The sequence below is a fragment of the Kitasatospora sp. NPDC089797 genome, from assembly GCF_040684795.1.
Lineage (GTDB): Bacteria > Actinomycetota > Actinomycetes > Streptomycetales > Streptomycetaceae > Kitasatospora.
Genome location: NZ_JBFBGS010000004.1, coordinates 53,373 through 66,704 on the forward strand (window position 1 = coordinate 53,373; position 13,332 = coordinate 66,704).

The 13,332-nt window shown below is 71.4% G+C and carries 13 protein-coding genes; 3 read left to right on the plus strand and 10 right to left on the minus strand.

The features are described from left to right. Positions 1 to 24: 24 nt before the first annotated feature. From AB0O91_RS04805 to AB0O91_RS04845, 9 genes are all read right to left on the minus strand, one after another. Positions 25 to 813, minus strand: a complete 789-nt coding sequence (locus tag AB0O91_RS04805; RefSeq protein ID WP_363427869.1) for a creatininase family protein — start codon at positions 811 to 813, stop codon at positions 25 to 27. After that, positions 810 to 1,601: a class I SAM-dependent methyltransferase gene (locus AB0O91_RS04810; RefSeq protein ID WP_363427871.1), complete on the minus strand. Its 792-nt coding sequence runs from the start codon at positions 1,599 to 1,601 to the stop codon at positions 810 to 812. The genes AB0O91_RS04805 and AB0O91_RS04810 overlap by 4 nt, the downstream gene beginning before the upstream one ends. After that, on the minus strand, positions 1,598 to 2,233 hold the full coding sequence (locus AB0O91_RS04815) for an HAD family hydrolase (RefSeq protein WP_363427873.1): 636 nt from the start codon (positions 2,231 to 2,233) through the stop codon (positions 1,598 to 1,600). Before AB0O91_RS04815 ends, AB0O91_RS04810 begins: the two co-directional genes overlap by 4 nt. A 26-nt stretch (positions 2,234 to 2,259) precedes the next feature. Next, complete coding sequence (locus AB0O91_RS04820; RefSeq protein ID WP_363427875.1) at positions 2,260 to 2,700, minus strand: hypothetical protein; 441 nt, start codon at positions 2,698 to 2,700, stop codon at positions 2,260 to 2,262. Beyond that, entirely contained in the window at positions 2,697 to 3,734 is a 1,038-nt protein-coding gene (locus tag AB0O91_RS04825) for an enolase C-terminal domain-like protein (RefSeq protein ID WP_363427877.1), read from the minus strand. Before AB0O91_RS04825 ends, AB0O91_RS04820 begins: the two co-directional genes overlap by 4 nt. After that, positions 3,734 to 5,776 (minus strand): hypothetical protein, encoded by a 2,043-nt coding sequence (locus AB0O91_RS04830; RefSeq protein ID WP_363427879.1) that lies wholly within the window; start codon positions 5,774 to 5,776, stop codon positions 3,734 to 3,736. Before AB0O91_RS04830 ends, AB0O91_RS04825 begins: the two co-directional genes overlap by 1 nt. Continuing rightward, a complete protein-coding gene (locus AB0O91_RS04835; RefSeq protein ID WP_363427881.1) occupies positions 5,770 to 6,789 on the minus strand; it encodes a hypothetical protein in 1,020 nt (339 codons plus the stop codon). The genes AB0O91_RS04830 and AB0O91_RS04835 overlap by 7 nt, the downstream gene beginning before the upstream one ends. A gap of 386 nt (positions 6,790 to 7,175) precedes the next feature. Beyond that, complete coding sequence (locus AB0O91_RS04840) at positions 7,176 to 7,403, minus strand: hypothetical protein (RefSeq protein WP_363427883.1); 228 nt, start codon at positions 7,401 to 7,403, stop codon at positions 7,176 to 7,178. Continuing rightward, complete coding sequence (locus tag AB0O91_RS04845; RefSeq protein WP_363427885.1) at positions 7,400 to 7,843, minus strand: ATP-binding protein; 444 nt, start codon at positions 7,841 to 7,843, stop codon at positions 7,400 to 7,402. Before AB0O91_RS04845 ends, AB0O91_RS04840 begins: the two co-directional genes overlap by 4 nt. 146 nt (positions 7,844 to 7,989) lie before the next feature. On the opposite strand from AB0O91_RS04845, the gene AB0O91_RS04850 reads away from it, so the two are divergent. Together AB0O91_RS04850 and AB0O91_RS04855 are read left to right on the plus strand one after the other, a co-directional pair. Then, positions 7,990 to 9,207 (plus strand): helix-turn-helix transcriptional regulator, encoded by a 1,218-nt coding sequence (locus AB0O91_RS04850; protein ID WP_363427887.1) that lies wholly within the window; start codon positions 7,990 to 7,992, stop codon positions 9,205 to 9,207. Positions 9,208 to 9,234: 27 nt separating this feature from the next. Continuing rightward, positions 9,235 to 9,708, plus strand: a complete 474-nt coding sequence (locus tag AB0O91_RS04855) for an NUDIX hydrolase (protein WP_363427889.1) — start codon at positions 9,235 to 9,237, stop codon at positions 9,706 to 9,708. A 250-nt stretch (positions 9,709 to 9,958) separates the two neighbouring features. Here the strand turns inward: AB0O91_RS04855 and AB0O91_RS04860 are convergent, their stop codons facing one another. Continuing rightward, complete coding sequence (locus AB0O91_RS04860) at positions 9,959 to 11,290, minus strand: MFS transporter (RefSeq protein WP_363427891.1); 1,332 nt, start codon at positions 11,288 to 11,290, stop codon at positions 9,959 to 9,961. A gap of 327 nt (positions 11,291 to 11,617) precedes the next feature. On the opposite strand from AB0O91_RS04860, the gene AB0O91_RS04865 reads away from it, so the two are divergent. Then, the gene (locus AB0O91_RS04865) at positions 11,618 to 13,285 is read left to right on the plus strand and encodes a hypothetical protein (RefSeq protein WP_363427893.1); all 1,668 of its coding nucleotides are present in this window, start codon (positions 11,618 to 11,620) and stop codon (positions 13,283 to 13,285) included. The last annotated feature ends 47 nt before the right edge of the window (positions 13,286 to 13,332 follow it).

Consider the following 13,332-nt stretch of genomic DNA (forward strand, 5'->3'; position numbering starts at 1 on the left):
ATCTCCTGGTGGGCATGGGGGCGGTTACGGCCTGTGGTTGGTGAGGTGGGTGAGCACCTGGCCGGCCGCATCGAGGGCGCTGGTGAGAATGGCTCGGCCGGCATCGGCGGTTGCCCGGCGCGGGTCGCCTCCGATGACGCCGCAGGTGGCGATGGTGGTGTCGCCGGAGGTCCACGGCCAGGTCGTGCCACGGTCCAGGACAAGCCGCTTCGCCTCGTCGCCGTTGGCGGTGAAGTCCACTGGGAGGCGGTCGAGATGGACGTCCTCGGGCGCGAGTTCGAGCATCATGGCCGTCTCTCGGATGCCGGCGTGGATCTCCGGGACGGTCTCGCCGCCGACCTGGACGGTGGACAGCGAGGCCGGGTGGATGACGTAGACGGAGAAGGTGTGCGCGCTCCTCAGCTCGTGGAGAGCAGGCTCCAGGATTCCTCGGTTGCCGCCGTGGCCGTTGATGATCAGGAGCCTTCGCGCAGGGGTCGCCCGCAGGTACTCCGTGACCACGACGTCGAGCAGGGACATGAAGCTCGCGATCCGTAGCGACACGGTTCCCGGCGACCAGGCGTGTTCGAGCGAGAGCCCGTACGGGACGGCCGGCAACGCCCACAGGTCGTGCTGTCCGCCGTACCGCTGGACCAGCAGGCCGGTGAACCGCTCCGCGATCACGGTGTCCGTGTTGAGCGGCAGGTGGGGACCGTGCTGCTCGTGGGAGCCGATGGGCAGGCAGAGCACGGATTCGGTGGTGAGCTCGGTCAGGACCCTGGGTGCGGCCAGCCGCCCGTATTGGCGGGCGGCTGGACCGTCGACTGCTGTCACTCAGTGCCCCGCCGGCCGATGCGGATGAGGAATTCGTTGTCCTCCGGGAAGACGTCCTCGGTGCTGTGCTCGGCGAGGGCTGTCTCCACGGCCGCCTCGAACTCGTCGAGGCGGTCTCCGAAGAGGTGCGGTGCGGCGAAGCTCGTGGAGTAGAGGTAGCCGAGGATGCTGTTGGCGCTCCACGTCCGGTGGACGGGCACCCGGATCTCCTCGACCCGGTTGAAGGGTGACTCCTCCATGATCTCGCTGTAGGGCCGGTTGTGGTGCTTGAAGGTGCTGTTGCCGGCCCGCCGTTCCTCGCCGAGGAAGCTCTGGACGACCGCGCGCACGGACTGCTTCCAGGCGCTGTCGGCGGCCCAGAAGCTGTTGTCGCCGAAGATGGCGACGGCGCCACCGGGGGCGACCTGGTCGTCGAGGAGGGCGAGGACGGTCGCCTGGTCGAGCCAGTGGAAGGCCCGGCAGATCGTGACGAGGTCGGCCTGCCAGCCGGTCGGGGGCTTGAAGCCCTCGGCCGTCGACTCGATGAGCGCCAGGCTCGCCCCGTCAGGGAGTTGGGGTCGGAGGGCTTCCTCGGCGGCCTTGAGCATGTCGGCGTCGTTGTCGATGGCGATGATGTCGTCGAACCGGCCGAGGAGGGCTTCGGCGACCAGGCCGGTGCCGGTGCCAATGTCCAGGAGTCGACGGGGCTTGCCGGCGGCGACGGCCTGGTCGAGGACGGTCGCGACCTCCTCCGGGATACCCGGGCGGTACTGGCGGTAGTAGCTGGCGGTGCCGGTGAACAGGCTCATGGGTTCCTCAGATCGAGTAGCTGGCGAACGTGCTGGACCGCGTCGGCGAGATCGTGGGCGACGAGCACGTCGTGTTCAACGAGGACGTGCTCGTCGGGGACCGTACGGCCGTGGGCGAGCCAGACGGCGGCGAATCCGGCGGCCGTGGCGCCGCGGATGTCGCATTCCCAGTCGTCGCCGACATGGACCATGGTCCTGGCTGGCACCTGGTGGGCGTCGGCGACGGTCCAGAATGCGTGGCAGTCGGGCTTGGCGAACCCGGTGCGGCAGGACGGGAAGTGGGCGCTGACCCACGGGGAGAGGAGCGCGAGGAGCCGGTCGGGGTCGGCCTCGGTGCAGGTCACGTTCGAGAGCGTGACCACGGTGGCGCTGTCGCTGAGTTGCTGAAGGGCCTCGACGACTCCGGGGAAGAGGACGAGCGGCGAGACGGGCAGATCCGTTGGGAAGTCCGACTGCTTGATGTCCAGTTCCGCGCAGACCTGCTGGATCACGGCGTCGGTGATCTCCGCCGCGGTGTGCAGGACGTCCCGCATCACGCGCCTGGCCTGCTTCGGGCCGAGCGGGGAGACGGCGGCGAGCCTGGCCGCCAGGCCGGGGCCCTGCGCGTTTCCGAGGGTTCCCCCGATGTCCAAACTGACCAGCCGACTGACTGCTCCACTCATGCGGCGTCACCCCCGACCAGGGGCAGGGCGGAGACGATGGCGGCGATCCGTGCCATACGGATCTGGGCGGTGGTGGCCTCACCGAGGAAGGTCAGCGCGTACCGCAGCTCGGCCGCGTCGAGCGTGTCCAGGTCGCGGTTGTCGGCCTGGGCGGCGTCCGCCAGGTCAGCAGGGACCACGCGCGGGCGAAGTCCGTGCGGGAGGTGGAGGATTCCGGCCCAGACCGGGCTGGGCGCCTTGATCGCTTCCAGCGGTCGGAGCACGGTGACATCGTCGAGGGTGAAGATCCGTACCGCTGCGGCCCCTTGGCCGAGGTCAAGGATGCCGGAGAGGAAGGTGTCGTGCCCGTCGAGTCGTCGGTCCAGGACGAGGAGCAGGCCGTGTTCGTCGTGACGGGTTGTTCCTCGGACAGGGAAGGTGCCGATGGTTCGGGTCATCGCGGTCTCCGGGGTCGGGTTCCGAGTCCGGGGGCTTCGGGGGCGGGAAGCAGGCCGTTCTTGGGTATCCAGGGCTCGGCGTAGAGGAGTTGGCGGCGCGGTTCCCACTGGCGGCGGTACTCGACGGCCGGGACGTCGTCGGGGAAGGCGGCGGCAAGGTGGATGCCGGGCACCATCGAGCGGCCGTGGGGGTAGACCGGGACACCGGCCTCGCGAACGTTCGTGGTGATCTCGACCGCACGAGTGAGACCGCCGCAGCCGACGACGTCGATGGTCAGCGCGGTGGGCCGGACGAAGTCCAGGAGGGTATCCAGGTCCTCGTCGGGTCGCAGGCGCTCGCCCACCGCGACCGGCACGCCGGCAGCGGCCAGCTGGCGGTAGACGCGCAGGTAGTGCTCCGGCAGCGGGTCCTCCAGCCAGGCCAGCATCGGCTGATCAAGGCGGCCGGCGACAGCAGCAGCGAGCTGCGGACTCCACGTGCCCACCGCGTCGACGGCGAAGGGCTCACTGATGACCGCCGCAGCATCGGCTAGTGTCGCGACCAGAATCCTGGCTTCGGCGGCGACGCTCGTCCCCGGGCGCCGACGCAGTCCCCACTTGGTGAAGGCCCAGCCCTCTTCGAGAACCTGGGCCAGCGCACTGTCGCTGGCGGGGCCGCTGAGGTCCAGACGGAGCCACGAGGCGTACGCCGGAACGGCCTGCGTCCTCCGCCCTGGTGCCAGCAGGTCGGCCACCGGCTTGCCGACCAGGCGGCAGTGGAGATCCCACGCCGCGCAGTCGATCGCTCCGACTGCCCAGTCCGAGATCTCCGGTACGACTGCCCGTATGCGCGGCCGGAGGCCGTGGTGATCGAGCAGCGAGGCTCCTACGACGACGGGGCCGATCGCCTCCACTGCCCGGCCGGCCGTCGTGCTCACGGGTCCGTACCAGCCGGTCTGCCCAGCGCCATGGACCGCGACGAAGATGCTGTCGTCCCCGGCCGCCGCCACGCCTACCGGCACGGTCTCCACCTTGTCGATGAGCAGTTCCGTCATCAGGCGGCATCCGACCTGGTGACCAGCCGACTGGCCGCCCGCAGCAGTCCAGCGGTGTCCAGGCCGAGCTCGCGCGCGAGGGCGTGCTGGGACATCGGTCCCGGCGGCTCGCGCCAGCCGATCACCTCAACCGGCAGCCGCTGGCGCCCCGCCAGCAACCCCCACACAGCTGCCGGGTGCCCGAGCGTGACGACCAGCACAGCGGAGCGCTCGCCCAAGTAGTGATCTGCCTCGGCGTCAGTCAGGCCCTTGGGCCAGCGCCCAGGATCGCCGAGAACGGTGAGGTCGAGAACGCCCACGACGCGGATTCGGCAGCCCAGCCGGTCGCGGAGTACCGGCACTGCCGTCGTGACGGCTTCGGCCGGCAGGTCTCCCGCCACGACGATGGTGAGGTCAGGATCCTCCTCATCGCTCAGGTGCGGCCAGATCGCGAGCCCGCGTGCCAGTTCCTCCTCGGCGGCCTGAAGCGGGAGCCGCAGTTCGGTGTGCTTGCCCGCGACCAGGACGTTGACGCGGCCCGTCGAGTTCAGCGCCGCGTCGAGCGCGGCGGCCGTCCGCTGCGTGTCGGCCGGAACCAGCACGGTCACCGCAGGGTCCTCCGTCGCGAGCAGGGCCGTGGCGAGCGACGGGTCGCCGTGGGTGAAGACGTTGTGCCACCCGTACGAGGTCAGCAGCAGATTGAGGCTAGGGGACGCCTTCTCCTCGGCGAGGCGACGGTGCTTGAGGTGGCCGACGATCCCGGCGGTCAGGAGCGGGGCGAACGCCTCGTAGGACACCAGGACTCCGCGTCGACCGCTGCTGATCCAACCGGACAGCCAGCCGAGGAGCACCTCCTCGGCCAGCACCTCGGACACCCAGGACTCGTCCCGCAGTGCGCCGAGGCGGTTCGAGGACAGCTCGTCCGGGCTGAAGACCCGGAAATCACCGGCCGTGGCATGCCTGCGGAGAACACTGCCCACCGCCGCCCCGAAGCGGGCGGCACTGCCGAGAACGACCGGCTTCGGCCCCTCACGGGTCGGGCGTCCAGGGCCGACCGCAGAGCGCCGCGCGGCAGACTCCAGGGCCTCGGCCAGAGCGCCGATCGGCTGGCCGTCGTGGTCGAAGAGCTCCGCGGGCTGGTACGACGCCAACCACCTTTCCAGCTGGCCGCGCTGGGCTTCATTCTGGCGGGCCCCGTCAAGTGGCGTCTTGTGGGCTGCGGCCGTCCTGAGCACCTGCCGCCCGTCGACCGTCTCCGGTCCGCTCCAGCCCTTCACGCAGCGGAGGAACACAGCCGTCCGTGAGCCGTCAGCGACCTCATCGGCGGACACTGCCAGGGCATCCCGGAACGCCTGGTGCTCATCGGCGCTGGCCGCCGCCACGTGCACCACCCGGCCTCGCCACCCGAGACCCGCCGCGTATGCAACGAGCTCGGCATCGCTCATTGCCCCCAGCAGCGACCGGTCACCCATACGGAACCCGTTGACGTGGACGATTGGCAGGACAGCGCTCCCCTGCAGAGCCCGGGCCGCAAGCCACGACGCCGCCGTCGTGGGGGTCTCGCACTCCCCATCGCCGACGATGGGCACCACGACCCGCCCGGGCACGTCGAGCGCCATGCCATGGCTGAACGCCAGCGCGCCACCAAGGCACCCTCCGGGCGCCGCTCCGGCCGGCAGCAGCGGATGGGTTTCCGCACCGAGACCGTCGACGTCAGGGAAGTCCCGGGCCAGCCGCCTGAGCCCGGCCGCATCGCGGGAGTACTGAGGGCGCACAGCTGCCAGCTCGCCGGTGAGCCAGGCGCAGGCAAGCTGGACCACCCCCGCGTGGCCGGCGCCGATCACCGGAGCCAGCTCACGGCCGGGCCCCAGCTCGCCAGCAGCGAGAACCGTGTGGGCGAGGGCCCACGCAGTTCCGGGGACGGTTCCCCAGTGACCGGCGGGGCGAGGCTTGACGTGGTCGGCCTGGAGCGGCCCGGTCAGTAGTTGGTTGTCGTCGAGGTGCAGCAGCGCCACCGCGACATAGGTGGCGGCCCTCCACAACGCATCGGCTCGTTTCAGCATGACGACACCAACTGCTCTTCGCCGAACGTGAAGTACCACAGCGGCCGGTAGCACTCCCATGCCGCCGGGCGGAGGCCGGTCGGCCCGACGATGTCCTCGATGTCCCGGCGGGCCTGGAGGTAGTACTCCAGGGAGTCGGAGCCGCTGGCCCGGAGGCCCGCCATGATGGCGTTGTGCGCCTGGTACACCTGGAAGTTGGGGAACTCGGTGACGAACGGCATCAGCTCGGCCACACCGCTCCGGAGGTCGGCGAGCCGGTCCAGGCCGACGATGTAGGTGAACGAGGTCGCGTGGCCGGCGCCCATCGCCCGCCGCAGGACCCCGGGCATCTCCTCGGTGGTGAGCGTCGCCTTGCTCGCTTTCAGGAGCAGGTCCCTCCGGCTGAAGCATTCGGCAGTGAGCCGCAGCACGAACGGGGCGACGCGCTCCGCCAGTTCCGCGAACGCCTCCCTCGTGCGGATGACCGAGGTGAGGAACCCGATTCGGGCGCCGATCCCGTGGGCGGCGAGCACGTCACGCAGGCCTATCAGGTGGTCGACGGCCGCCCGCTCCCGCTCGAAGCAGCCGGTCGACACGGTGACCTCACGGAGTTCGGCCAGGTTGTGGCGGGGGTGCTGTTCGACCATCGCGGCCAGCAGTGCGGCCAGCTCCCGCTCCTCGGAGAGGCGAGGATCGGCGGCGGCCTCCAGGGTGTTCGGGCAGAACGAGCACCCCACACAACGGCTGCGGGCGTTGGGGTTGAGCGTCGCGGCCCGCCCGTCGTCCCTGAAGTACCCGCCGACCGCCTCGTCGGCGGCGACGCGGTCGATGGAGCCGACTACGACGCGGCCCAGCGCCAACTCGTCTCCGGCCAAGTGGAACGGCGAAGCCTTTGCGTTGAGCGGGACGATCACCATCCAGGCGACATCCGGCCGGGTCGTGAGGCGGACCGAGATCCGGGCGCGATGACGGCCGTGGGCGGAGGAGATCCCGAACAGGTTGATCGCGATGAGCAGGGCATCCTCCACGGGCACGCCGTAGCGCTCCGCCATGCCCCTGACCGCCGGAAGCGTGAGGACTGCTGCCGGTTTGCTGCCGAGCGCCGTTTTCATGATCCACTCTCCGTCGCTGGCTCGACCGGGCTTCGCTGCCCTGGTCGTCGTTCTCTGCTGGATCTGCCACGCTCCCCTCCACTGGTCGGGGAGGATGAGCCCGTGTGGGCCTGCCGGTGTCCGTCCGGCAGGCCCACACGGTTCCTTCGCTCAGCGACCGGGGTACGGCGGCTGCGGGGTCGGCGGTGCCGGCGGCGGCGGGGGCGGAGGCGGAGGCGGCTGGGGCGCCTGAAGGCGCGCGATGGACGACATGGCGGTGTTCCCTTCTCGCTCGGTGGTGCGTGTGGCGACGAGGCGTGACTCCGTTGTCATGCCTCGGGTTCGACCGCGGGTGACTGCTCAAGGTCGCGGTCGGGATCGTGGTCGGCCGCCAGGACGGGGCCGAAGTGATCGGAGCTGAGCTGGTAGTCGGCTGCCACTCCGAGCAGGGCGAGGACGATGAGGTGGCCGAGCACCCAGAGCCAGGTGAGTAGGGCTTCGACGGGATCCCGGTGAGCGGCACAGTAGATGTCGTCGTGCGGCTGGTAGTTGGTCATGCCGCATCGGTCCTGAGCTCGGCCCAGACCACGGTGCCGTCGCTCGTCGCGTCGACGCCCCAGCTCTCGCTCATCCGGCTCACGAGGAGGAGCCCCCGGCCGTGCTCGGCCAGGGCGGACGGGGCGGGCCGGTCGACGGACCCAGGCCCCGCGTCCGTAACCTCGATTCGCAGACCACACGGCTGAGGTGCCAGGCGGACATCGAAGCAGCCGAGGCATGAAGCCGCGCCATGAAGAACGGCGTTGGTGCAGAGCTCTGATGCGACCAGCTCGATGTCCCGGACGAGTGGCCTGTCGAACTCCCATGCGCCGACGACCCGCCTGATCAGCGCCCGGGCCAAGGGCACGGAGGCGTGAGCGTGCAGGAAGCTCATCTGCACCGACAGGCAGCCGGCCACCTCGATGGCTTCCTTTGCTCGAAGGTCCTGACGTGCCACCACGATCAACCCTCCTCGTTGCCCAATCACCCGTCTGGCAGAGCTGCTTGAGGGCAAGTCAGAACGCTAGGAGGATGGGTGGCGGGGAACCCGGAAAATCCTTCCGGGGTAGGCGGCGGGGACGCCCTCAGGCTGGGAGCATGCCTGGAATGAGTGAGACGCTGAGCATCGGCGAGCGCGTCGCCTGGTACCGCCGTCGACGGGGCATACCCCAGGAGGTTCTGGCTGGCCTCGTCGGGCGAACAGCCGACTGGCTGAGCAAGGTTGAGAACGGCCGTATCGAGCTCGATCGGCTTTCGGTCATCAGGGCGCTGGCCGATGCCCTCGACATTCGGCTCGGCGACCTGCTGGCGGAGCCGTCACTCCTCGACTGGCCCGGCGATGCCCAGGGCGGAGCCGTCTCGAAGCTGCGCGAAGCGCTCATGGACTACAAGCAGTTGTCGCCGTTCCTGGCGGCCGACGATGCCGAACAGCCACCCGACCTCGACATCCTGCGCGCCGAGGTGGGCTCTGCGTGGTCCGCCTACCAGGACGCCAGATACTCCCGCGCGACCAGACTGATCCCGGACATCCTCTCCCAGGCCCAGCGTGCGGTGCGCATGTACGAGGGCGATCAACAGCAGCAGGCCAAGGCGTTGCTCGCGATGGCCTACCAAGGCGCCGCGATGGTCCTGACGAAGATAGGGGAAGCCGACCTCGCCTGGATGTCGGCCGACCGCGGCCTCACGGCGGCCCAGGAGTCGGGCAACATCGTCGTCACCGGCTCGCTGTTCCGCTCGGTCTCCCACTGCCTGCTGAGCAACGACCGCCTCACCGCTGCCAGGGACCTGGTCATGAACTCGGCCTCGTTCCTGGAAGCCGACTTGGAGGACGGTTCCCCGACCTACCTGTCGATCTACGGCACCCTGTTCCTCGTCGGGTCGATGGCCGCAGCGAGGATCGAGGACCGGAGCACGGTGCGCGAGTTCCTCGCCGAGGCGGACCGGGCCGCACAGCGCCTCGGCCACGACGCCAACCACATGTGGACGGCTTTCGGGCCCACCAACGTGGCCATCCACCGGATCTCGACCGCCATGGAGCTCGGCGACGTCCAGATCGCCCTCGACCAAGGGCCGCGCGTGGACTCCTCGATCCTGCCGCTCGAACGCCGAGTGCGGCACTCACTCGAAATCGCCCGCGCCCACAGCGCACAGAACCGCATGGACGAGGCCCTCGCCCTCGTACTGGACGCCGAGGAGCTGGCCCCCGAGCAGGTCCGCTACCACTTCATCCCCCGACACCTGGTGACCAACTGGGTTCGCCAACAGCGCGGCAAACCCAGCTACTTGCTGGCAGGCGTCGCACAGCGGCTCCAGATCGTCGCGTGACGCGGCCGGGCGGCTACAGTCGTCGCCATGAGCGACTCCCAGTCCCACGAGGTCGTAGCCCAGCCCCGCACCGCCGCCGGCGTGCTCTTCTTCGATGAGGACGACCGCGTCCTCCTCGTGAAGCCGACCTACAAGCCCGGCTGGGAGATCCCCGGTGGCTACCTCCGCGCTGGCGAGACCCCGAGCGAGGGCGCGGCCCGTGAGGTCAAGGAGGAACTCGGCATCACCCCGCCGATCGGCCGCCTGCTCGTCGCCGACTGGGCACCCCACCCCATCGAGGGTGACAAGCTCCTCTTCGTCTTCGACGGCGGGGTCCTCCCCGGTGACGAGCTCGACAACATCACCGTGGACCAAGTGGAGATCGGCGAGTACGCCTTCCACGCCGCCGATCAGCTCGACGCACTCCTCATTCCGCGCCTCGCCCGCCGCGTCCACGCGGCCTGTGCGGCCAGGATCGGGTCCGCGACCGTCTACCTGGAGCACGGAGCGACTCGCCGGTAGGGCCATGCCGACCTTTGGTTGCGCGGTGTTTCTTCCTCGGCGGTCAGTGGATGTGAGCACCTCGCCTCAGCCAAGACCGAGGGCGGGGGCGGGCACCCGCCGGGAGGCGGGTGGGGGGTGGATGGTGGGGAACGGTGGGGGACATGCGCAGTCGAGGGGAGATGCGCGGGTGGTCCCCCCGGTTGCGGGAACGCCGCTGCCCGGGCTCCGAAGGGGAGGCCCGGGGCAGCGGCGTCAGGTGGGGGAGGGGTCAGGCCGTCCTGGGCTTGCGGGCGACGGTGAGGGCGAGGGCGGCGCAGAGGACGGCGGCGAGGGCGGCGAAGCCGCTGACGGCGGGGAGGAGGCCGTAGCTCTGGACCAGGGCGCCGACGGCGATGACGGGGGCGGAGCTGCCGAGGTAGACGATGATCCACAGGGCGCTCAGTTCGGAGCCCCGGCGTTCCGGGTCCATGGCGGCGACGGCGCTGGTGAACAGGGAGCGGAAGGCCACGCCCTGGCAGATGCCGCCGAGGACGCTGCCGATGAAGAGCAGGGCCGGGGTGCCGGTGTACCCGGCGGCGACGACCAGGCCCAGGCCGGTGGCCAGGCCGGTCATGCCGAGGGCGATCACCGTGCGGTCGGCGGTCGGCGGGACGACCAGCTGGGCGACGGCCGAGGAGCCGAGCAGCAGGGCGGCCACGATCGCGCCGGTCAGGTGCGAGGAGGTGTGCAGCAGCTTGGCGGAGAAGGCCGGAGCGAGGGCGAGGTAGACGCCGAAGACCCCGTACGAGATGAAGCCCGCGGTGGCGGCGAGCAGGAACTCGCGGCGTCCGGTGCGCGGCAGCCGCAGGCGCTGCGGGCGCAGGTGGGCCGGGGTGGTGATCCGGGGCGGGGAGGCCGGCGGGCGGTTGCGGCCGGGCATCCGGGGGTGGACCACGGCCAGCGGTACGCACAGCGCCAGCAGGGCGACGGCGTGCAGCAGGAAGGGCGTCAGCAGCGGCTCCGAGCCGCCGGCCAGCAGGGCGCCGACGACCGGGCCGAGGGCGACGCCGCCGGCCGAGCAGGCCAGGGTGAGCTTGGGGGCCAGCGTCGGGTGGTCGGGCAGCAGGTCGCCCAGGGCGGCCCCGGCGGCGCCGGTGGCCAGGCCGACGGCTATGCCCTGGACGGCCCGGCCGGCGGCCAGCTGCCAGAAGCTGCCGGCGGTGGCGAAGACGACGTCCCCGGCGGCGGCCAGGGCGACGGCGGGCAGGATCAGGGCGCGGCGGCCGAGGTGGTCGGACCAGTGGCCGACCACGGCCAGCACGGGGAGCAGCGCGAAGACGTAGATCGTGAAGAGGATCGTGGTGTCGAGCGGTCCGAGGCCGAGGCGCTGCTGGAGCAGCGGGTAGATCGGCGTCGCCAGGTTGGCACCGATCAGCATCAGCAGCAGGGCGGCGGCCACCAGGCCGACGCGGACGCCGCGCAGCGCGTTCCAGCGGCTGATCGGGGCGAGCTGGAGCTGGGCACGCGGGGCGAGCTCCAGGGGGAGCAGGGCCTCCGACAGTCGGCGTCCGTCGAACTGCGCGGTGCGCAGCGCGGAGCCGGCGGGGGAGAGGTCCGCCATGGCAGGGGTCTCCTGTGGCCGGGCACCACCGGGGTCGGCGGGGTGTGCCGGCGCGCCCGTCCGGAGGCGCTGTGGTGGTGGCCGCGGTGCGGGGCTCCCTGGTGGAGCGGGTGAGCTGAGGAAGCGGGCATCGTTGCCCGGTGGGCCGCGCGGGGTGTGCGCGGGCACCAAGGCGAAGGATAAGGGGTGGGCGTGCACCTGCGGCGCGCGCCCCTGTGCGCGCCCCTCGGGGCCGGGCATCGGGGGTGCCCGGCCTATACGCTGAGGTGGTAGATCGGTACGCGGAGCTGATGGAGCTGACCGCTGGCTGAGGGAGAGCACACGACGATGGCCGGACGACGTCGGAAGAACACCGGGACTTCGACGGGAGAGGGTGCGGCCGAGGCGGTGCTGCCCGCGGACCTGGAGCTGCAGGACCTCTACGGGGCGTTCGCCGCGCACGGTCTGGACGACGAGGACCTGGACGACGCGGCGGTGCTGGTACCGCCGGTGAAGCTGCCGCCCGAGCAGGAGCTCGCCGAGCAGGCGAAGGCCGTGCCGATGTTCGGCTACGCGCTGGCGCTGGCCCGCTGGGCGTTCCCGCACCGGGTGGTGGACGAGTTCGGCGACCTGGTGCAGGAGGACCGGGGGCCGGTCGCCCGGCTGCTCGGGCTGGCCCCGGCCGAGGGCGAGGTCCCGGAGGAGGCCGAGGTCGAGGTGTTGCGGGCCTGGTCGCTGGCCTGTGACCTGGACCTGGTGGAGCTGGGGACGACCAAGGAGGGCGAGCACGTCGCGGTGCCCGGTCCGGACCTGGAGCCCGCCGAGCAGGGGGACGCGGAGACCGTCCTGGAGCTGTGGCTGACCGCCGCCGGGATCGTCCGGGAGCTGGCGGTCGAGGCGGACTCGCTGCCGGAGCAGGACACGGAGCAGGACGAGGGGGAGGACGCGGCCGGGGCGGCCGACAGGGCGGCCTCCCCGGCCGGCGGCGAGGAGGACGGCGAGGAGGACGAGGACGTCCTGAACGAGGTCGAGGAGGCCCGGGACGCCGCCGCCGAGCTGCTCGACGAGGCGCTGCAGGTGCTGTACGAGACCACCGCGTTCTCCGAGCCGGGCAACGAGACGGTGCCGCTGGGCGTGCTGGCCGCGCTGCTGGTGGTGCCGGAGGGCGAGGAGCCGAGCGAGGAGCTGCTCGGTGACATCACCGATGTGATGGTCGCCCTGGACCCGATGCTGGGCGACCTGGCCGAGCTGGGACTGCTGGAGTACCGGCCGATCGACCCGGAGCTGTTCGACGAGGAGGAGGGCGAGGAGCCCGCCGTCGTCGGTGAGGCGCCGCTGGACGAGGAGGAGTCGGCCCGCTTCGGGCTGGTCCGGCTCACCCCGCTCGGCCAGTACGGCATCCGGCAGTGGCTGTTGGAGGACGGCTACGACGCGCCGCTGGTCGGCGAGTTGGCCCAGGGGGACGCCGCGGAACTGCTGCGCGGGGTCTGCGAGTCGGCCAACGTGCTGCCGGAGGAGGAGCTGCGGGTCTGGGTGGCGGGCCGGGATCCGGAGCCGGCGGCGCGCGAGCTGCTGGCGGCGGCGCGCGGTGACGACGCGTACGGTCCGCTGCGCCGGATGCTGTGCGTCTCGGCGCTGAACCTGCTGGGGGCGGGGGCCGAGCCCGCCGTCCGGGAGGTGCTGGACGATCCGGAGCTGGGCGGTTCGGCCCGGGCCTGGCTGTCCGCGCTGGGCCGGCCGGACGTGCCGGTGCCGGACCGGGCGATGGCGCTGTGGACGATGGTCGACACCTTCGCCGCCCAGCTGCTGGACAACGGCGGCGACGCCGAGCTGCTGCGCGAGCTGATCACGGACCTTCCGGTGACCGGCGATCCGGCGTCGTACTTCGGCGAGCTGTGGCGGGTCGACCACCCGTACACGGCGGACGTCCTGGAGACGATCGGGGAGCTGCACCTGGACCGGGCGGTGGCCAAGGAGGCGCGCAAGGCGGCCTTCAAGGCGCGGTCCAAGGGCTGAGCCGCCGGGCGGGGCCCTGGACCCGGGGTCGGTCGGGATCCGGGGCC